This is a genomic window from Desulfobotulus mexicanus (genome assembly GCF_006175995.1).
GTDB lineage: Bacteria > Desulfobacterota > Desulfobacteria > Desulfobacterales > ASO4-4 > Desulfobotulus > Desulfobotulus mexicanus.
On the sequence record NZ_VDMB01000001.1, the window covers coordinates 331722 to 351154 of the forward strand.

18 protein-coding genes are annotated in these 19433 nt (G+C 50.5%); 16 read left to right on the forward strand and 2 right to left on the reverse strand.

From position 1 onward, the window contains the following. Positions 1–106: 106 nt before the first annotated feature. Positions 107–1558, reverse strand: coding sequence for a DEAD/DEAH box helicase (locus FIM25_RS01410; RefSeq protein WP_139445397.1), 1452 nt, complete (start codon positions 1556–1558; stop codon positions 107–109). 276 nt (positions 1559–1834) lie between these two features. Between FIM25_RS01410 and FIM25_RS01415 the strand changes: the two genes are divergently transcribed. The 16 genes from FIM25_RS01415 to FIM25_RS01490 all read left to right on the forward strand — a co-directional run bounded on the left by FIM25_RS01415 (position 1835) and on the right by FIM25_RS01490 (position 18293). Continuing rightward, the gene (locus FIM25_RS01415) at positions 1835–3343 is read left to right on the forward strand and encodes an HD domain-containing phosphohydrolase (RefSeq protein WP_139445399.1); all 1509 of its coding nucleotides are present in this window, start codon (positions 1835–1837) and stop codon (positions 3341–3343) included. 123 nt (positions 3344–3466) lie between these two features. Beyond that, a complete protein-coding gene (locus FIM25_RS01420) occupies positions 3467–3823 on the forward strand; it encodes a PilZ domain-containing protein (RefSeq protein ID WP_139445402.1) in 357 nt (118 codons plus the stop codon). Positions 3824–3962: 139 nt separating this feature from the next. After that, positions 3963–4424: a chemotaxis protein CheX gene (locus tag FIM25_RS01425; RefSeq protein ID WP_139445405.1), complete on the forward strand. Its 462-nt coding sequence runs from the start codon at positions 3963–3965 to the stop codon at positions 4422–4424. Positions 4425–4471: 47 nt separating this feature from the next. Continuing rightward, on the forward strand, positions 4472–4849 hold the full coding sequence (locus tag FIM25_RS01430; protein ID WP_139445408.1) for a chemotaxis response regulator CheY: 378 nt from the start codon (positions 4472–4474) through the stop codon (positions 4847–4849). A 153-nt stretch (positions 4850–5002) separates the two neighbouring features. After that, a complete protein-coding gene (locus tag FIM25_RS01435; RefSeq protein WP_139445411.1) occupies positions 5003–6061 on the forward strand; it encodes a sigma-54 interaction domain-containing protein in 1059 nt (352 codons plus the stop codon). Between the two features lie 361 nt (positions 6062–6422). Further along, positions 6423–8924, forward strand: a complete 2502-nt coding sequence (locus tag FIM25_RS01440) for a tetratricopeptide repeat protein (protein ID WP_139445412.1) — start codon at positions 6423–6425, stop codon at positions 8922–8924. A gap of 93 nt (positions 8925–9017) precedes the next feature. After that, positions 9018–10370, forward strand: a complete 1353-nt coding sequence (locus FIM25_RS01445; RefSeq protein ID WP_139445415.1) for a sigma-54 dependent transcriptional regulator — start codon at positions 9018–9020, stop codon at positions 10368–10370. Positions 10371–10854: 484 nt separating this feature from the next. Next, complete coding sequence (flgB, locus tag FIM25_RS01450; protein ID WP_139445418.1) at positions 10855–11262, forward strand: flagellar basal body rod protein FlgB; 408 nt, start codon at positions 10855–10857, stop codon at positions 11260–11262. Further along, positions 11262–11762: a flagellar basal body rod protein FlgC gene (gene flgC / locus FIM25_RS01455; protein ID WP_218961209.1), complete on the forward strand. Its 501-nt coding sequence runs from the start codon at positions 11262–11264 to the stop codon at positions 11760–11762. The genes flgB and flgC overlap by 1 nt, the downstream gene beginning before the upstream one ends. 135 nt (positions 11763–11897) lie before the next feature. Further along, a complete protein-coding gene (gene fliE, locus FIM25_RS01460) occupies positions 11898–12200 on the forward strand; it encodes a flagellar hook-basal body complex protein FliE (protein ID WP_139445419.1) in 303 nt (100 codons plus the stop codon). A 30-nt stretch (positions 12201–12230) separates the two neighbouring features. After that, positions 12231–13829, forward strand: coding sequence for a flagellar basal-body MS-ring/collar protein FliF (fliF, locus tag FIM25_RS01465; protein ID WP_139445422.1), 1599 nt, complete (start codon positions 12231–12233; stop codon positions 13827–13829). Between the two features lie 99 nt (positions 13830–13928). Continuing rightward, positions 13929–14927, forward strand: coding sequence for a flagellar motor switch protein FliG (gene fliG / locus FIM25_RS01470; protein ID WP_139445425.1), 999 nt, complete (start codon positions 13929–13931; stop codon positions 14925–14927). Continuing rightward, positions 14920–15963 (forward strand): FliH/SctL family protein, encoded by a 1044-nt coding sequence (locus FIM25_RS01475; RefSeq protein WP_139445427.1) that lies wholly within the window; start codon positions 14920–14922, stop codon positions 15961–15963. The genes fliG and FIM25_RS01475 overlap by 8 nt, the downstream gene beginning before the upstream one ends. A gap of 1 nt (position 15964) precedes the next feature. After that, positions 15965–17308 carry a FliI/YscN family ATPase gene (locus FIM25_RS01480; RefSeq protein ID WP_139445431.1) on the forward strand — a complete coding sequence of 448 codons (1344 nt, stop codon included), beginning with the start codon at positions 15965–15967 and terminating at the stop codon, positions 17306–17308. Then, positions 17305–17754, forward strand: coding sequence for a flagellar export protein FliJ (locus tag FIM25_RS01485; protein WP_139445434.1), 450 nt, complete (start codon positions 17305–17307; stop codon positions 17752–17754). Before FIM25_RS01480 ends, FIM25_RS01485 begins: the two co-directional genes overlap by 4 nt. Further along, complete coding sequence (locus tag FIM25_RS01490) at positions 17751–18293, forward strand: MotE family protein (protein WP_139445435.1); 543 nt, start codon at positions 17751–17753, stop codon at positions 18291–18293. Before FIM25_RS01485 ends, FIM25_RS01490 begins: the two co-directional genes overlap by 4 nt. Here FIM25_RS01490 and FIM25_RS01495 read toward each other — a convergent pair. Then, positions 18283–19269, reverse strand: a complete 987-nt coding sequence (locus FIM25_RS01495) for a hypothetical protein (protein WP_139445440.1) — start codon at positions 19267–19269, stop codon at positions 18283–18285. The genes FIM25_RS01490 and FIM25_RS01495 overlap by 11 nt on opposite strands. Positions 19270–19433 lie beyond the last annotated feature (164 nt).

Consider the following 19433-nt stretch of genomic DNA (forward strand, 5'->3'; position numbering starts at 1 on the left):
TTCTTGCTTTCTCGGGATACGGCCCTTGATCAGGGCCATTTTTAAGGGCATGGTATTCCTGTTTTGCCATCTTGGTCAAGAATAAAATTATCAGAATTCTATTTTATTATGAATAATCTTCTGGGAAGAGTCTGTTCCACTCGTCTTTATTCTGATTCTCACCGTAAACACGGAGGCGATGCCGGGCCATGGACGTGAGAACATCCACATTGATATCCACGTAATCAAAAACCCTTGCGGTTTTTTTTTCGTCCGAAGGTCTAAGGATTCGGCCGAGGTATTGCAGGAGACGACCGGAAAAACGGATGGGCGTGGCGAGAAACAGGGTGGAGAGATCTCTGCAGTCAAAACCCTCACCAATGAGCTGGCCTGTGGCCACCAGCACCTGTACTTCACCTGCATCCAGGTCCTCCATGACTTCTTTTCTTTCCGCCGCCTTGAGATCTCCGGTGAGCAGGGATGCCTGGATTTTATGGCCATAACGGAGCAGGCCGTGGAGAATTTCACAATGCTGACGTCTGTCGGAGAGAACCAGCATCACACCATCTCCGTGTATGCGGCACTGCCGGGCCACATCTTCGGCAATGAGATGGTTTCTGTCTTTGTCCGTGATGAGTTCCTTCATCATTTTTGCGTAAGCTGTTACGGGGTCGTGGAAGGGTTTGAAATCCGTTTTCCGGAAATGGACCTCCGCTGCCAGAATATCCCCGTTCCGGACCAGCTTTCTGGAGTCTACAGCGTGATGAACGTCGCCCAGATACCAGAAAATAAGCCGGGCCAGATTATCTCTTCGAAAAAGGGTGGCTGAGAGCCCAAGGCTGTAACGGGCGGGAAAGGCGGAAACGGCGTCTGTGAAGGTTTTTGAAGGTGTCCTGTGGCACTCGTCCACAATGATGTGGCCAATATGGGGGCTGATTTCTTCTTTATTTTTTACAAGGCTCTGGACGAGGGCCACGGTAATTTTTTCTCCGGTCCGGTTTTTTCCGCCGCCGATCATGCCTATAAGGTCTTTGGGAATGCCCAGAAACTGTTCAATGCGGGATGCCCATTGCAGGGCCAGCTCCCGGGTGTGGACCACAATGAGGGCTGGTTGTTTCCTTGCGGCCACCAGAGCCAGAGCCATGACGGTTTTTCCTGCACCCGTAGGGGCATTGAGGGTGCCGAATTCTTTGGCAGCCATGGCAGAGACGGCCTGCTTCTGGAAATCTTTGAGGGTTCCTGTAAAATTAAATTCAACTTCCGGAAGGCAGAGGCGTTGGTCTTCCAGTTCCCAGGAGAGATTGTGGCTGCGGAGCATCAGCATAAGACTTCGGGTAAATCCCCTTGGGATACGAAGGGAGCCTTCTTTTTCTTCGGTATAAAAAAAAAGGTGTTTTGCAGTGTTGCCGTTCCATCTTCCCATGCGCTGATTTTCCAGCCATTTCGGGTTTTCCATGCGGAGTGTCCGGCACAGATCTTCTTTCAGTTGCTCCGGCAGGCGGAGTACCTCAAGGTCCCGGCTCAGCCGGAGTATAGGGAGGGAATTGGTATTCCCGGTTGAAAAGGATGTGGTCTGCATGATAGAATAAAATTCTGCATTTGGAATTACAGGAGATGGTTCCTTGAGGGCACGGCTTTCCGCTATTCCGGTACAGAAGCCCCCGGTTGTTGTCGTAAGTCTGTCTTAGGACAGAGACCGCATGAAAACCAGCTTTTTTTGAATTTTTCAATACAATGACAGCAGAGGATCATTTTTTGTCCTGTATGCGGGTTCTGCTTTCAGTATTATTGTTTTGTATGTTGAATCATCCGTATGCATTTTTTGATGTATGTGTCTGAAAAAGGATGCCAGGGCATGGGAAAAGAGGATAAAAAAGAAACTATTCTTTTTGTTGATGATGAAATAAGTATTCTTGAAATTGCTCAGGAATTTTTTCAGCATAAAGGGTACCGGGTCTTTACGGCGGTGAATGGCGTTAAGGCCCTTGAAATCTTAGAAAAAGAACGTATTGGATGCTGTTTTACGGATATAAATATGCCGGAAATGGACGGACTTGAGCTGGCTGAACATATCCGGCGCATGGATAATACACTGCCTGTTGTGGTCATGACTGGATACCCTTCTTTAGAAAATACCATCCGGACCTTAAAAAATGGTGTTGTGGATTTTCTGATCAAGCCTGTGAATCTCAATCAGATGGATCTTTGTGTAAAGCGGGTGCTGCGGGAACGCAGGCTTTTTGTGGAAAACCTTCTTCTGAAAGAGGAGGTGGCCCGCAAGGTTCAGCTGGAAAGTCTGAACAGGGATCTGGAAGCCCGTGTTTCGGAGCTGGGAATTCTGAACCGTATCATGGATGCCTTCACCCATGTTCCGGAAAGCGGGGATGTGTTCCGCCGCCTGGTCGATATGGCCCGTGAGTTCTGTTTTGCAAGTGCTGCCTGGTTTTATGTGGTAAATGATCTTTTTCCTTTTCCCAGAGAAGTGGCTGCGGTTTCGGGAATGGTTCCGGGGGCAGGCGGTCCGGATTCCGGCCTGTCAATGCTGCTGCAGGATGTGGCATCGGACGGTCTTCCTTTTCTTTTGAAAAATAATCCCATGGATGGATCTCTGCCGGATAATGTGGGTTCTGCAATGGTTATTCCCCTCAAAATCAGGGAAAAAGTCTTTGGCCTTCTTTATGCGGTCAGGGAAAAATCCGGGGGTGCCTTTGTTGATAAGGATCTTTATTATGCCAGTGCCATGGCGGTGCATGCGGCCCATGCCATAGAAAACCTTGCATTGTATGAAAATATTTATGAAAATCTTTTTGCAACCCTCTATGCTTTTGTTTCTGCCATAGAAGCCAAGGATGCCTATACCCAGCAGCATTCGAACCGGGTTGCCGATCTTTCCGTTCTTCTGGGCAGGGAGCTGGGGCTGGATGCGGAATCTCTGGATGTCCTGCTTTTTGCCGGTCGCCTGCATGACATTGGTAAAATTGGTGTGCGGGATGAGGTGCTGCTTAAACCTGGTCGCCTGAATGATGCTGAATATGAGGCCATCAAGGAGCATCCGGTTATTGGTGCGGGCATAGTGAGTAAACTCGGACTCTGGAACCGTGAGCAGGAAATTATTCTGTACCACCACGAGCGTTATGATGGCACTGGCTATCCCAAGGGGCTTTCCGGGAAGGAAATTCCTTTTTTGGCCCGTATTCTCAGTGTTGCGGATGCCTACGATGCCATGGCTTCGGATCGTGCCTACCGCAGACGTATGGCAGAAAAGGATATTTTTTCTGTGATGCAGGAAGTACGGGGAAAACAGTTTGACCCTGAAATACTGGATGTTTTTTTACGGCTGGGCCAGGATGGGCGGCTTGCATGACAGAAGATGAACATCTGTGTTTTTTATGCAGGTCTTCAAAATAAATGTGTGAAAAAAATGAAAACAAGGTTTGATCTGCCTGAAAGTCATGACGGCGAATGATGTTTCCATGAAGGAGGCCATATGGTTGAAACAGTGGATGGTATGGGTGAAAGGCGACGGATGAAGCGGGTGGCCTTTGAGACCGAGGTGCGTCTTCATGTGGGGGAACATGAGATTCGTGTTGAGGGGAGTTCTCTGGACCTGAGCCAGAAGGGGGTTTTTGTTGCTACGGAAGTTCCTTTAAAAGAAGGAACGGAATGCCGTGTGGAGATCCAGCTTTCCGGTATGGAAGAGCCGATCCGTCTTTTCATGAAGGGTAAAATTGCACGCATTGTTAATAAGGGGGTGGGCGTAGAATTCTTTGAAATGGATCTGGAAACTTTTACCCATTTACGGAATGTGGTACTTTATAATAGTGATAATGGTGGTGGTTTATAATGGATAAAATATGGATCACCGTCTTGTGGTTTTTTTGAGCATGGCATTTAAAGTATGAAGAACGACAGATTACAGTCAGGGCGTGTCAGAAACGTTATTTTATAATATACAGAAAAAATGTATCAGAGAGGAATCCTGCATGGATGCAACACTGATCAATCCTTTTATCAACGCAACCATCAATGTGCTGGAAACCATGGCCTTTGTTAAATCAAAGCCGGGTAAGCCTTTTTTAAAAAAGGAAGATGTGGCCCGGGGAGATGTTACCGGGGTTATCGGACTGACCGGTGCTGCCAATGGCACCATAGCCGTTACCTTTGACGAAGGTTCTATTTTAAAGGTGGTTTCCAATATGTTCGGAGAACCCATGACGGAGCTTAACAGTGAGGTGGCCGATGCAGTGGGTGAGATTACCAATATGATATCCGGTCAGGCCCGTCGGGAGCTGGAAGGGCTGGGCAAGGTTTTTGAAGCGGCAATTCCCTCTGTGGTCAGCGGTAAGAATCATACCATTACCCATTATACGGATGGACCTAAGATTGCCATTCCCTTCACAACGGAGGGCGGACAGTTTACAATTGAAGTCTGTCTGGAAAAGTAACTTCTCAATTTGGCTGCAAATACTGCAAGAAAAGGAGCTTATTTCCCATGGATACTTCCATTAGAATCCTTTGCGTTGATGACTTTGCCACCATGCGTCGTATCTTGAAGAATATTCTCAAGCAGCTTGGTTTTACTAATATCACTGAGGCTGATGACGGAACAACGGCTTTGGAAGAGTTGAAAAAAGGAAAGTTTGATCTGATTATTTCAGACTGGAATATGCCGAAAATGTCAGGACTTGAACTTCTCAAGACAGTCAGAGGGATGGATGATTACAAAGATATTCCCTTTCTCATGGTAACGGCGGAAGCCCAGAAGCAGAATGTTGTGGAGGCGGTGCAGGCTGGGGTTTCCAATTATGTTGTGAAGCCTTTCACTGCTGAGTCCATATCTGAGAAGATAGAAAAAATTCTTGCAAAATAAGCATAGGCAGCTTTTGTGATTTTTCTTCAAGGGTATTTTTTTGATTATCTTTTTATACCATTAAGATAATTGTGCTGTAATGAACAGGGTGGAAGTTGGGCCGGGGCATGAAACAGGCTTGCGGGTTACCGTAGCCGGATCGGATGCGTTTAGATGAGTCTTGGAGTGATGCAGCGGGAACTTTTATCGGAAGATACCTGTCGTGGGGAAACTCCCCTGTCTTTTATGGGCCTTGTGGGGCAGAGTGCTCCGATGCAAAGGGTTTTCAAGACCATCGGGAAAGTGGCTGCAACGGACAGTTCCGTTCTTATCACCGGAGAATCCGGTACTGGGAAGGAATTGATTGCCCGGGCCATTCATCATATGAGTTCCCGAAAAAATGGCCCTCTGGTAGTGATTAACTGTGGTGCTATTCCAGGGGAGCTTCTGGAATCAGAACTTTTCGGTCATGAAAAAGGAGCTTTTACAGGTGCCCACCGCAGTCGTATGGGGCGCTTTGAAATGGCCCATGGAGGGACCATCTTCCTCGATGAAATCGGGGATATGAGTCCGGGGCTTCAGGTCAAGCTGCTCCGTGCCATACAGGAACAGACCTTTGAACGTGTTGGGGGTACCCAGTCCATTCATGTGGATATGCGCGTGCTGTCGGCCACCCACAGGGATCTTGTGTCTGCCATTGGCACCGGTGATTTCCGGGAGGATCTTTACTACCGCCTGAACGTTATCCCCATTAAAGTGCCGCCCTTAAGGGAGCGCAAAGAGGATATCCCCCTTTTGTGCAGCTATTTTCTCGATCGTCTGGCTGCCCGTTTTGATGAAGAAACTAAAACATTTTCTCCGGCGGCTCAGGATCTCCTTCTGGCCTACGAGTGGCCCGGAAATATCCGGGAGCTGGAGAATATGATGGAACGTATGGCCGTCATGAGTGAGTTTTCCCTTATCGGCGAAGAGGACCTTCCGGAATCCGTCAGGGGAATCCGTACTCCGGAGCGGGTACTGGCTTTAAATCCTTTGCATAATGGAATGGGTTTTGCCGAAGCTGTGGATCTGTATCAGAAAACCCTGATTATTGAGGCCCTTAACCGTTGTGGCTGGGTGAAGGCCAAGGCTGCAGCCCTTTTGAAGATGAACCGTACCACCCTTGTGGAAAAGATAAAAAAACTGCAGATTGTGCGGGAAGAACCTCTGCCAACGGATCTGGATTTTTTTTAAGATAAAAGTTTTTGCTCCCGTATGCCGATGGGTTTTTTTAGTCAGCGTCGGGTCTTTTTGGCAGAGGTGTTGGATTTATGACACGGTCACCGGCGGCAAAACCGCCGGTTTTTTTTTGGAAACGCCATTTTTCTACAGCTGTGCATTAATTGTGCATAGTGGCACCTTCTTTGCAAATATCAGGGCATTAGCTTTTGCAGCCCACCGGACCTGCCCGAAGGTTTTTACCCTTATTGCAGCTTCGGTTCTGCTTGATGTAAAAGTTATTTGTGGTTGATGGATTTTGAAAGCCGGAAGGCTGCTGTTCTAAAAGCCTGTCTTCAAGGAGGCAGAAACCGGGTATTGAACGAGGCGGTTGTCCATGGATCGAATCCTTATGGTCAAATTCATGAAAATGTTATGCCGGGTCTGGCTGGGGGGGATATTCTTCTTCATGCTGGTCCTTCCGGTAGCAGCCGCATCTTTGTTGGAAGGAATAGAGCTTGCTGAAAATCCTGCCCGGATTGCCCTGCGTTTTGACAGGGATGTGCAGTGGCGGGTTTTTCAGACGGGGCCAAGGGAGCTTGTGGTGGCGCTGGCCGGAGCTTCTGTGGCAAGGGATCTGGCACGAAGTGGTTCGGCCCTTCCCGTTGTGCAGCGTATCGTTTATAAAAGAACAGCGGACGGGGATGCCACCCTTATTGTGGAAACAGGCCCTGCCATTCGTTCCGTGGAAACCCGCTGGCGGGGTGGGGTACGGATTCTGGAAATTTATCTGTATCCGGAAGTTCAGCAGGTACATAAAGTCCCCCGGGGCAGCCTTGAACAGCGCAGGCGTGTGGACACGGCTTTGAGGGAAGTGAAGCCTGCGGATCCTGAAGCGGACAGGGTTGCCGTTGCCAGAGACAGGGCAAAGTCCATTCGTGTGGAATCTCTTCAGGAGGAGAAATCCCCGCTGGACCTTGATGGTTATGGCGGCATTGATACGCTTCTGGATGCGGTGCTTGCTTCTCCCTGCGGAGGTGGCGTCCATGTGCGGGTTGCAGTGCGGAACATCCGTGAAGGGATGTGCGGCCAGGGACTGGATACTCTGGCTCAGGGCCTGATGGACGGATGCGGGGATGTTTTTGACTATTTAAGTGCCTGGTGTGATTTTGACTCTGTGCTAAGGCCTGTGGAACAGCTTGCTCTGGCAAGGAATCTGGTTTCCCTTGCGATGAAAAACCCCGGCTCTGATTATTTGCCATGGGCCTACGCCATGCTAGGGGTTCTGTATCACAGGATGGGCAATGACCCTGTGGGGATGGGCTATTTTGAGCTGCTGCGGGAAAAGGAACCTGAGTTTGCCGGGATGCCAGAGATCCTTTTGAATCTTGGCAGGATGTATATGCGTATCCAGCGCCTTGACGAAGCTGAGCCCCTGCTCAGGGACCTTGTGGCCAGTTACGGGGATACGGTTTTCGCTCAGGATGCCAGAATGGAGCTGGGGCGGCTGCTCTTTGAAAGAAAAAGATATTTTGATACCCTGAAAATGCTGGAAACGTTGCTCCATGAAACTCCCGACAGAATATTTAAAGACAAAGACCTGCTGCTCCTTGTGGGCAACAGCCATTTCCATACAGGTTCCTATGCTAAGGCCATTGAATCCCTTACACGGGCATACAATGATTTTCCGGATATGGCGGAGCGGTCCCTGGTCCTTACCCGCATTGCTGATTCCTATGCTTTTCTGGAGGAAAAGGATAAGGCGAAAAAGCTCTATGAGTTTGTCCGGGAGCTTTTCCCTGGAAGTGACGGCTTTGTCATCAGCTCCATCCGTCTTGCGGAACTCCTTGAGGACAGAGAAAAAAAAGATGAACTTTTTGAGATGGTCATCCGTGACTATCCTGACCATCCCCTTGCACGTCTGGCTCTGATGCGTCTGGCCGAGTCCCGTTATGAAGCAGGCGAGTACAGTGCCAGTGTGAATCTGATCCGCAGGCTTCTGGTCGCAGATCCCAGGGCACTTCGCAGGGGGGCGTTGGATTTGATGGGGCGCAGCCTTGAAGCTCTTTTTGATGAGTTTCTTTCTGTCGGTCTTTATCCTGAAGTGATACGTCGCTATGAAATGGAAAAAGGGCCCTTGTATGAAATGGAAAAGCCTGAGCTGCATGCCCAGGTTGGCAGGGCTTTTCTGGAAGGGCATCTTTACCCCCAGGCTGTGAATCACTACCGCAGGGCTGAAATGCTTTTTGGCGGAGCAGCGGTACCTCCTGAGATTCGTTTCAGGTATGGCGTGGCAGCAAAAGGGGCGGGAGACGGAGAAATGGCTCTGGCCCAGCTCACTCTTTTTTTAAGGGCTGTTCCCGGTGATCCACTGCGCAGTTCCCTTGCTCTGGGCCATATTGGAGATATTCGTCTGGAAACGGGTGAGCTGGATGCTGCCCTCAAGGCGTATCAGGATGCAGCCAGTCTGGCCGAAACCGCTGAAAATAAGGTGGTTTTCCTTTTCTCTGCTGCAAAAATCCTCAGGGAGAAGGGGCAAAGGCAGAAAGAAGCAGAAATTCTGGAAAGGGCCCTTGCATTTTCAGACCTGGAAAGTCAAGATTCCCCAGATCTTCATTTTACCATTCTGCGTTCTCTGGGAGAGGCACGTGTGGCTCAGGGAAAATATGCAGAAGCCTCAGGGGCCTATGGGAAGGCTGAAGCCATACCGGGTATCGCTGTGGCAGATAGGAATGCCGTACGTTTCAGGCTTGCAGAAGTTCTTGAGAGAACAGGAGATACGGTGGATGCAAGGCGTTTGTATGAGTTTTTAATTGAGGATGCGGATCCTCTCTGGGGTTCCATGGCCCGGGAACGTCTGGCTGGAATGCGTATAGAAAATAAGTTGCTGGATTCCTGATTGAAGTTTGCTGTCTGGTTAAGGCGATGGTACTGACACCTGTTTTCAAGATATGTGTCCTGATGTATTTTATTAATAATACAGGGTTTTATCATGACGAGTTCACGACAGGCCGTGATTTTTGCTTCTGACTCCGGAGTCCGTGATTCCCTGAACCGTATGTTGGAAAACTGTAGTTGTTCGGTGCGTCCAGGAAGAACGGAAACAGAAGCCCTGCAGCTGATGCAGTCCCAGGCTCCCAGCCTGGTTGTGGGTGTATGGGAGGATGGAAAGAACCCACTGCCCTTTGTGGCGCAGGCGGTGTCCAGCCGGATTCCTGTGCTGGTACTTTCTGGCAGCGTGGATGTGGAGCTGGCTGTGGATTGCATTCGTGCTGGTGCCCTGGATTTCATGCTGCTGCCCCTGGAAGAGGATCGTCTGCAAAAAATTTTCACCGGGATTTTCGGGGAAAAAGCCATGCCTGTATCCGGCAGAAGTCTGGTGACCCAGGATCCTGGGATGCAGCGCCTTGTGGATCTGACCCTGAGGGTTGCAGCCAGCCGTGCCCCGGTTTTTATTCAGGGTGAGTCCGGTACGGGTAAGGAGCTTTTTGCCCGTATGGTGCATGATAACAGCCCCAGAAGGCAGGGAGCCTTTGTGGCTATTAACTGTGCGGCCCTGCCGGAAAATCTTCTGGAGAGTGAGCTTTTCGGTCATGAAAAAGGCGCCTTTACAGGGGCGACTTTCCGCAAGGAAGGAAAGTTTGAGCTGGCCCATGGGGGAACCCTTCTTCTGGATGAGGTTACGGAAATGCCCGTACATCTGCAGGCCAAGCTTTTGAGGGTGTTGCAGGAAGGCGCCGTGGACCGGGTTGGTGGTTTGCGGCCTGTCCATGTGGATGTTCGGATTGTGGCCACCACCAACAGGGATCTTCGGGAGGCCATGGAAGAGGGTATTTTCCGGGAAGATCTTTATCACAGACTGAATACCATCCCCCTTCGTATTCCGCCATTGCGGGAACGTCCCGGAGATATTCCCCTGCTGGCTCGCCATTTTATTGAAAAGTATAATGCAGAGGATGGGCGGAGTGTCAAGGGTTTGACGGACGAGGCTTTAAACTGTTTAACTTCCGTCACTTTCACGGGTAATGTCCGGGAGCTTGAAAACGTGATCCGTCGTGCAGTACTTCTTTGTGACGGTACTGATATCAAGATTGCGGACCTTCTGCTGGAAGAAGATCTTCCCCACAGTCTCTCCCCGGGCCTTGCGGAAGGTTCCTGGTCTCTGCCCGAAGCTTTTCTGGATGCTCCTTTAAAGGAGGTGGAAAAGCAGATGATTTTCCATACCCTGAAACGTTTTGACGGAAACCGTACCCATGCGGCCCAGCTTCTGGGGATCAGCGTACGTACCCTGCGTAACAAGCTCAATGAATATAAAAATGATCCGGATATGACGGCTGCGGTTTGATTTTACTTCAATAATTGTAAGCGTTTAATTGTTTAGCACAGTTTTCCAAGTACTATAGCTGCAAGACAGATGCACAGGCCCCAGGCTATTTGCCCGTGACGCAATCTTATTCGGAAGCTTCTTGCCCTGTGCGGAAGCGGCAAAAACTCCCCGCCAAAGGCAGGATAAGCTTTTTGATTACCATAGCAGGCCTTGGTACGCTGCCTTTGTGGCGGCTCAGACAGTTTGCCGCTTCTTTCGCACAGGCCTGCAAAGCTCTAATCCGAAACGATTGCAATGTCACTTGCAAATAGCCAAGGAGCCTTGCAATAGTACGAAGCTGCTGCAATTACAGCATTGGCAGTTTGGGATAAACTGTGCTGAACAGTTACGTAAGTACCAATCATTCAGCTCCGCTGTCCAGCGGGGCTTTTTTTATGGCACATCTGTTGCATATTTTTCAGGGCAGGATTGATTATCTGTCCTTAGAGAAAGGAGGTGCCTTTTGGGCGGTCACCGTTTATTTGATTCCACCTACAATATGATGGGCAAGGGGCTGGATGTTTCCAGTTTTCGTCATAGCCTGATTTCTGCCAATGTGGCCAATGTGGATACGATCCATTACAAGCCGAGGGATCTGGATTTTAATGCAACCCTGAAACAGGCCATGGCCGGTCCTCCTCCAAGGGAGGTGGCCATGACCCATGAAAAGCATCTGGACGCCGGTCCGCTTCCGGACCCCATACGGGCATCCATATATGACAATGCCGATGCCTATCATCTGGACTCGGTGGATATTGATGAGGAGATGAGTAATCTTGTGGAAAACAATATGAAATACAGGACAACGGCTGAAATGATGGTGAGAAAGATGACCATCCTCCGTCATGCCATTGCCGAAGGAGGCAGCTGATGACAGATCTGATCAAGTCTTTTAAAATTGGCGGTACGGCCCTTTCCGCACACCGGATGAAAATGAACGTCATTGCCCAGAACCTCGCCAATGTGGACACCACCCGGACGGAGGAAGGTGGACCCTATCGCCGGAAAATGGTGGTTTATGAGGGGCGTCAGCTGGAGGAGATTCCTCTGGGTCTGCAGAAGGCAGAAGCCAGGGAGAATTATGATGACTTAGGATTTTATGAGATGTTTGAGCGGGAAAGGGACAGGGGGGGGGATCAGCGGGGCGTTAAGGTTACCGATGTGGTGCAGTCCCAGGAGGATTTTCGTCTTGTATACAATCCCAGCCATCCGGATGCGGACCCTGTGACGGGTTATGTGGCCATGCCCAATGTGGATCACCTCACGGAAATGGCGGATATGCTGGTGGCCAGAAGGGCTTATGAAGCCAGTATTACGGTAATGAACAACACCAAGGCCATGATGATGAAGGCACTGGAAATTGGTAAGTAGTTGCCTTTATCGTGGCGTGCCGGACTCTCTCTGTGCTGTGTAGTATGCAGGGAGGCGAATACTTGAAATTTGAAATTTCTACAGCCCAGACAAAGAGTCCTTGCCGGGTATATACTCTTGGAAAAGGAGAACAGAATGAATCCCGTAAATAACCGTTTTTTTTCTCTTCCGGTTGCAGATACAGGGCAGATTTCCGCCACTGCTCTGCCCCCTTTTTCCGGCATGAGTTTTTCCGAGCGTCTTAACAGTGCCGTTCGTGAGGTGAATACCCTGCAGAATGTTTCGGATCTTGCAGCGGAAAAGGTCATGCTTGGAGAGCTGGATCTGCACGAAGGCATGATGGCTCTTCAGGAGGCGGATCTTTCCATGCGCCTTCTGGTACAGACACGGTCCAAAGCCCTGGAAGCCTATAAAGAAATCATGCACATGCAGTTCTGATTATAGCCAACTTTTTTCGGAGAGAACGCCATGAATCCTGTTATTGAACAAATCCTTTCCATCTGGCGCAGTATGCCCCTTCCAAGAAAAATTATTCTGGGGGCTGTTGTGGTGCTGACCACCATCGGGTTTGCTTCCCTCTTTTTCATGGCAAACAGAACTGAATTTGGTGTGCTGTATACCAATCTTTCTGAAAAGGACGCATCAGAGATTGTAGACAAACTTAAAGAGATGCGTGTTCCCTATGAGCTGGAAGGGGGGGGGAGTGCCATCCGTGTTCCTTCAGGTCAGATCCATGAGACCCGTCTGTCTCTGGCGGGTGAAGGTCTGCCCAAGGGGGGCGGTGTGGGTTTTGAGGTTTTTGACAAGAGTGATTTCGGAACCACGGAATTTGTGCAGAAACTGAATCTGCAACGGGCTCTGCAGGGAGAGCTGGCACGCACCATCCGTCAGTTTCAGGAAGTTACCGATGCCAGGGTCATGGTGGTCATGCCCAAGGATTCGGTTTTTATAGAAGAATCCCGGCCACCCAGTGTTTCTGTTCTGTTACGCCTGAAGCAGGGTGCCGACCTCCCCCAGAGCAAGGTGGAGGCGGTGGTGCATCTGGTGGCGTCCGCCATTCAGGATATGACACCTGAGCTGGTGACGGTGGTGGATACCAGAGGACGGGTTCTGTACAGAGGGCACAGTGATGAGGAAAAGCTGGCGGAGCTGGAAAATACCCGGGTGAGAAACCAGGTCCAGTATAAAACCATACGGGAAAGGGAGCTGGCCCAGCGCATTGAAAGTCTCCTTGAGCGTGTGGTGGGAAAGGACAGGGCCATTGTAAGGGTCACGGCAGAGATGGATTTTTCCCGTGAGGAAATGAGTGAGGAAATTTTTGATCCCAATGAAACCGAAGCCATTTTTGTCCGGAGTCGAAAAAACCTGAATGAGGAAACGGAAAGACTGCGTGGCCCTCTTGGCGCCATCTCCAGTGTCAATCCTGTTGTGCCACCGGGAACGGAAGGTGGCCCCCTTGAAACTCTGGAAAAGGGCAGGAAACAGGATGATGTGGTTAATTATGAATTGAGCAAGCGGGTAAGGACTACGGAAAAACCCTTTGCCGTATTAAGCCGCCTCAGCGTGGCTGCGGTGATTGATGGTCGTTATGAATGGCAGCGGGATGAAAAGGGAGTAATGACCCGCCGCTATGTGCAGAGAACACCGGAAGAGATGGCGCAGTTTACGGAAGTGGTGAAAAACGCCATGGGTTTTTCAGAGGCCAGGGGAGATCAGGTGGTGGTGGAATCCTTTGCCTTTAACCCCGATGAAGAACCTCCCATGGATGAAGATCCTCTGACTGGTCTTGCCCGTTTGCGTAAGGATTATGGGCGTATTGCCGCGAACCTGATTCTTCTGCTAATGCTTTTCCTTTTTGTTCTTAGGCCCATTCATAAAACAGTGAAGGAAATCCGTGAAGGTGCAGAACCACCTGCCTTGCCGGAAGAACCCGGAAGTCTTCTGGATATTACGGATGAGTCCCTTGAGGAGGATTTGCCTCTGGAGGAAAAGGCTGTCAAACTGGCTCAGGCGGATCTGGATCGTTCCGCCAATATTCTTAAAGGCTGGCTCCGGGATGAGGAATGATGACACCTGATTATTTTGGCCGATTCTTTTCTGGTGAGAAAGGTTCGGGGATTTTAAAAAAAGGGGGCATAACAGGTGGCAGATAACAAGAAAAAGAGTATGGAAATCACCAAAGGAGCCCGGAGGGCAGCGATTTTCCTCCTGCTCATGGGAGAAGAATATGCTTCGGAGATGTTCCGGCGGATGAAGCCTGAAGAAATCCGAACAGCAGCCACAGCCATGGGCAGCATAGACAAGGTGGAGCCTGATGAAATGGAAGAGGTTCTTGCCATGTTTGTGGAAGCCTTTGAGGGCGAGATCAGTCTTTTTGTGGAAGGTGGTGATTTTTTCAGGAAAACTCTGGAAAAGGCCCTGGGGCCAGAAGCGGCCAGTGCCATCATCAAGGAGATTGAGGATGCCCAGAGGGAAATTCCCTTTGACTGGAGTCGCCGCATCAACATCGATACCCTGGCTTCCTATGTGGAAGGTGAGCATCCCCAGACCATTGCCATGATTCTCGCCCATCTGCCACCTGAAGTTGCTTCGGAAATCATGATGGTGATACCCAATGAGAAAAAGGGAGATATTGCCTATCGTATAGCCTTGCTGGGGCAGGTGCCCGAAGAGGTTGTGAGGGATGTGGATACTGCATTGCGCCGGGATCTTGAGCTTGTGGGTGCAAGCCTTGGCAAAACCGGTGGCCTTCAGGTTCTGGTGGATATCCTCAACGGTGTGGACAAGAGCACCGAAGAGGTGGTCATGGAGCTGATCGAATCTGAGAGTGCTGATATGGCTACGGAAATCCGGGAGCTGATGTTTGTTTTCGAAGATCTGGTCCGTGTCAGCGACAAGGACATGCGGGAGATTCTCAAAAAAGTGGAGGGCGGCCAGCTTACTCTGGCCCTCAAGGCCACCAGCGAGGATATGCGTCAGAAAATTCTTGGCAACCTTTCGGCCCGTGCTTCGGAAATGTTGCTGGAGGATCTGGAGGTCATGGGACCTGTGAAACTTTCCGAAGTGGAAGATGCGCAGATGAATATTGTCCGTGCTGCTAAAGAGCTGGAGGAGCAGGGAACCATCAGTCTGGGTGGTAAAGGAAAGGACGATATCCTTGTCTGATGAGAAAAAAGATAATGCTGAAGTCTGGCAGCAGATGGATGTGGGGAATCTGAGGAAATTTATCCGGGAGGATATTCCTGTGGTTCCACCTGCTGCACGGAATAAGGAAGCGGAAGATACCTTCGAAAGTGTCTATACCCGCAAGCATAGCCCGGAAGAGTCCTTTAAGTCCTTTGGAGACAGATTGCCTCCTGTGACTCCGAAGCAGGATTTTTCAGCCGGGAGAGCAGCTCGATCAGGAGCTGCAGCAGCGCCACAACCGGGTTTTCAGGATGCCTTTCCCTCAGGTCGGGCAGGTGGGAAAGGGGGCAGCGTACCTTCTTCCCCACCCCCATTGCAGCAGCCGGATCTTAGGGTTCCGGTTGCTGCAGAGGAAAAACGGTCGGGAGTAACTGATTTTAAAGAGGAGAAAGAAGCAGCCCGGAAGCAGGGATATGATGAAGGTTTTGCAAAGGGCAGGGAAGAAGGTTACAGCGAAGGTCTTGCAGCAGGCCATGGAGAAGGCTTTGCCTCAGGCCGGGAAGAGGGCTTGGCCCAGGGATCTGCCGAAGGCTATGATAAAGGATATGATGAAGGCAGGGAGGCGGGCCTTTCCGATCTGGAAGCCCGGTCAGGTGAGCTGGGACAGCTAATGGCCAGTATGCAGGAACAGTGGGTATTGATTCTGACTCGCTATGAAAAGGAGATAGTTTCCCTTGCCACAGACATTGCAGAAACACTGGTTCAGGCAACACTTGCCGTGGATAATGCTGTGGTGGAAAGGGCTGTGATTTCTGCCCTTCAACGCCTTCCCGATCCTTTGAAGGTAACGGTGTCCGTTCATCCGGAGGATTTTCAGCAGGTGGAGATGGCCAGGGAACGTTTTTTTGAGGCTGTGCCGGAACTGCGTCAGCTGGATCTTTCTTCGGATCCGGGTGTGGGAAGGGGAGGCTGCCGTATCACGGCCGCATCGGGAAGCATACGTGAAGATCTGAGTCAGCGCCTGTCTGTTTTAAAGGAAACCATGATTATGGCTGCGGATACTAAGGGGGGCTGAGATGGCAGCATCCTTTGATTTCCATATGGATTTTTCCCGTTATCACCGATTGGTCAGGGAGATGCCACCGCCTGCTCCGGAAGGGCGGGTTGTTCAGGTGGTGGGACTTATTGCCGAGGCCGAGGGCATGGGGCAGGGAATCGGGGGGTTTTGCCGAATTGTTCTGGATGATGGTGGTGATGTTCTGGCTGAGATTGTTGGTTTCAGGAAAACCAATACCCTCCTCATGCCCTATGGCAGTACCCGCGGTATCCGGCCCGGCAGCCGGGTGATTGTGGAGGCATCAAGGCCCCTTGCCCCTGTTGGGGATGCCTATCTGGGCCGTGTCATCGATGGTATGGGCGAACCTCTCGATGGCCTCGGGCCTGTGAAAGCCGATGCTTCCTATCCCCTTTATGGTAAGCCCATAAATCCCCTGGACAGGGATCCTGTTAAAATCCCAATGGATGTGGGGATCTGTGCCATCAACACCATGATCCCTCTGGGCAGGGGGCAGCGTGTGGCCATTATGGCAGGTTCCGGTGTGGGGAAAAGTGTACTTATGGGCATGATGACCCGGCATACTGCAGCGGATGTGGTGGTGATTGGTCTCGTCGGAGAGCGGGGCCGGGAGGTCAAGGATTTTGTGGAGGATATCCTCGGGGAGGAAGGCCGTAAGAAAGCAGTTGTTATTGCTGCGACTTCCGATGTTCCGCCCCTGGTGCGCATGCGGGGAGCTTACCTTGCCACCACCATGGCAGAATATTTCAGGGATCAGGGAAAGGATGTGCTGCTGCTGGTGGATTCTCTGACCCGATATGCCATGTCCAGCCGGGATGTGGGTCTTGCTGCGGGGGAGCCGCCCACCACCCGTGGTTATACTCCCTCTTTTTTTGTGCAGGTACCCATTCTGCTGGAAAGGGCTGGCACGGTAAAGGGCAAGGGGAGCATCACGGGAATTTATACCGTGCTTGTGGAAGGCGATGACATGAATGATCCTGTGGGGGATACGGTTCGTTCCATTGTGGACGGGCATATTGTGCTTTCCCGGCAGATTGCCAGCCGGGGGCAGTATCCTGCCATTGACGTGCTGGCCAGTGTCAGCCGTGTGGCAAGGGATGTCAGTCGGCCTGAGAATCTGGCATTGCGGGATCAGGCTGTGCGTATCCTTGCCACCTACAGGGAGGCCGAAGATATGATACAGATAGGGGCCTATGTGGACGGGGCCAGCCCTGCCATCGACATTGCCAAGAAAATGGCACCGAAAATACAGGAGTTTCTTCGTCAGCGTGTGGATGTGCGGGTTACTTCAGAAGATGGCTTTTCCACCCTTGCGGGTATTCTTTCCGGGGATAAAAATCCATGAAACGCTTTGTTTTCCGCCTGGAATCTTTGCTTCGTTACCGGAGTTTTCAGGTAAAACAGGCCCTGCAGGCCCTTATGGTGGTACAGAAGCTGCTGGAAGAGTGTGAGGCAGAGATACTAAAGCTGGGGGAGGATCAGCAGGCTGCTCTGATATTGCTGGAAAAGGAAACACAGGAAGGGATTTCCGGGGAGCGTTTTCGTCTGCATACGGATTATCTGGCGGATATGGAAATGCGTATGCTGAAGATGGAGGAAAGAAAAAAGCGTATCCTTTATCAGCTCCGGGAAAAACAGAAGCTGCTGGATCAGGCCCGAATGGCTGAAAAAGCCCTTGAAAACCTTAAGGAAGGGCAGCGGGAAGCCTATATGAAGGAGATGGATCTCTGGCAGCAGAAAGAGACCGATGATATGGTTTCCATACGCAAAGCCCGGGAGGGCATGTCATGAAAAAAGAAAAATTCAGAAGTCTTGTCATGGGCCTTGCTGCTGGTTTTTTATTTACTCCTGTATTCCAGTCGGCCTCTCTGGCAGAGAAAGCCCCTGAAAAAGAAGCCGTTGTGATCGAGCTGGAAGGGCTGGCAGAAAGGCGGGAGGTGATCCGCAGGGAAATGGATGCCCTGAATGAGGAACGCAGACGCCTGGCCCAGCTCCGGCGGGAGGTGGAAGAGGAAATTGAGCGTTTGCAGGAGCTGAACCGTCAGGTAGAGGAAGGTCTGGAGCGTCTTGCCAGAAGACGCAGTGAGGCAGAACGACAGGCTGAAGCCGAAGAGCTGGCCAAGGTGCAGCAGCTGGCCCGTTTTTATGCGGGGATGAGGCCTAATCAGGCTGGGCCCATTTTCGATGCCATGGATCCCGATGTGGCCAGGGACATTTTCCGGGAAATGCGGCCCGAGGCGGCGGCAAATATCCTCGGCCGGATGAATGCAGAGAGGGCTGCGGTGATCAGTCAGAAAATGGCCGAAAGGGATGTGCGGGTCAGGGAGTAGGATCAGGTTTTACGGTGATTATTTCCGATATTCTTCCCTGCCCTCCGTCGCTGTCTGTGGCAATCAGAGTGATGGTATGTTCTCCTGCAGGTAGTTGTATCTGTCTCAGTAGACATCCTCTACCTAGTCTGAGAATTTGACTGCTGGAATACCATTCAAGATCGTCACATGGGATTTTCCCGTCTTCTCTGTCCCAGGCCTCCCCATGAAAAATTATATACTCAGAAACTGTAGGGGCGTTGGGCTTTATGCTGAGGATTTTGGGTACGGGCAGGTGGTTGTTTGTGATGTGAATGCTTATGGAATCAGGCTTGCTGGGCATGTTTTGGGAATCCCAAACCGTAAGAGATATGGTGTGATCACCTTGGGCCAGGGTATTGGCCTGTATTTGAAGTTCAAAGCCTTTTCCAAGCTCTTTTTCATGCCTGCTGGACTTCCATACTAGCTGCTTGGGTAAAAACATGGCATCTTCTTCATCTTCAGCCGTACCGGAGAATAATATCGTGCTATTTATATGGAAATAACTATCGCTTGCAGGGGAAAGAATTTTTGCTGTTGGGCGTGTATTGTTGTAGGGGTTGACGGACAGGCTGATTGTTTTACTGTTTGTTGTCCCGTTTTTGCTACGTGCTTCAAGGGTGATTTCATGGGTACCCGTTGAAAGCCAGTTAAGCCAGAAGCTGTCACCTGTTCCTATTTGGCCAACAAGATCTGAAGTCCATATAAGCTGTGAACCCTGAAGATAGCTTTTTGTTTCAGGATCATAGACTTCTCCGCGGAAATAAATGTTACTTCCCTCTTCAAAAAAAGACACTTTGGGTTCATGGATAGTAATCTGGGGTGGCGTTGGTTCACTTGGCTGGGGTGCAGGGGGCGCAGGCTTGGAAGAGTCGCCGTCCCCCGTTGCCACAATCAGGGCGAAGCCAAGGGCCATGATGAGAAGAAGCGAGCAAGATCTGAGTATGGATAACAGCATTTGCTGAATCCTTTCTTTTGAAAATCCGTTCAAGAAACAGTTTTTTAAAGCTGGTGGAACTTTAATCTGATTTTCCATAATGTATGATAGCTAATTTTCTACCCGATATCTGCAATTCAGCTTTACTGACTCGGCTTTAAGATTTCGGGACTGTATCTTTGTCC

Bases quoted from the DNA above. Each gene is read 5' to 3' on its own strand.
- FIM25_RS01445 (WP_139445415.1), top strand. From the start codon at position 9,018: ATGACGAGTTCACGACAGGCCGTGATTTTTGCTTCTGACTCCGGAGTC.
- FIM25_RS01420 (WP_139445402.1), top strand. From the start codon at position 3,467: ATGGTTGAAACAGTGGATGGTATGGGTGAAAGGCGACGGATGAAGCGG.
- fliE (WP_139445419.1), top strand. From the start codon at position 11,898: ATGAATCCCGTAAATAACCGTTTTTTTTCTCTTCCGGTTGCAGATACA.
- FIM25_RS01430 (WP_139445408.1), top strand. From the start codon at position 4,472: ATGGATACTTCCATTAGAATCCTTTGCGTTGATGACTTTGCCACCATG.
- FIM25_RS01425 (WP_139445405.1), top strand. From the start codon at position 3,963: ATGGATGCAACACTGATCAATCCTTTTATCAACGCAACCATCAATGTG.
- flgC (WP_218961209.1), top strand. From the start codon at position 11,262: ATGACAGATCTGATCAAGTCTTTTAAAATTGGCGGTACGGCCCTTTCC.
- FIM25_RS01440 (WP_139445412.1), top strand. From the start codon at position 6,423: ATGGATCGAATCCTTATGGTCAAATTCATGAAAATGTTATGCCGGGTC.
- FIM25_RS01485 (WP_139445434.1), top strand. From the start codon at position 17,305: ATGAAACGCTTTGTTTTCCGCCTGGAATCTTTGCTTCGTTACCGGAGT.
- FIM25_RS01495 (WP_139445440.1), bottom strand. From the start codon at position 19,269: ATGCTGTTATCCATACTCAGATCTTGCTCGCTTCTTCTCATCATGGCC.
- FIM25_RS01490 (WP_139445435.1), top strand. From the start codon at position 17,751: ATGAAAAAAGAAAAATTCAGAAGTCTTGTCATGGGCCTTGCTGCTGGT.
- fliG (WP_139445425.1), top strand. From the start codon at position 13,929: ATGGAAATCACCAAAGGAGCCCGGAGGGCAGCGATTTTCCTCCTGCTC.
- FIM25_RS01480 (WP_139445431.1), top strand. From the start codon at position 15,965: ATGGCAGCATCCTTTGATTTCCATATGGATTTTTCCCGTTATCACCGA.
- fliF (WP_139445422.1), top strand. From the start codon at position 12,231: ATGAATCCTGTTATTGAACAAATCCTTTCCATCTGGCGCAGTATGCCC.
- FIM25_RS01415 (WP_139445399.1), top strand. From the start codon at position 1,835: ATGGGAAAAGAGGATAAAAAAGAAACTATTCTTTTTGTTGATGATGAA.
- FIM25_RS01435 (WP_139445411.1), top strand. From the start codon at position 5,003: ATGAGTCTTGGAGTGATGCAGCGGGAACTTTTATCGGAAGATACCTGT.
- FIM25_RS01410 (WP_139445397.1), bottom strand. From the start codon at position 1,558: ATGCAGACCACATCCTTTTCAACCGGGAATACCAATTCCCTCCCTATA.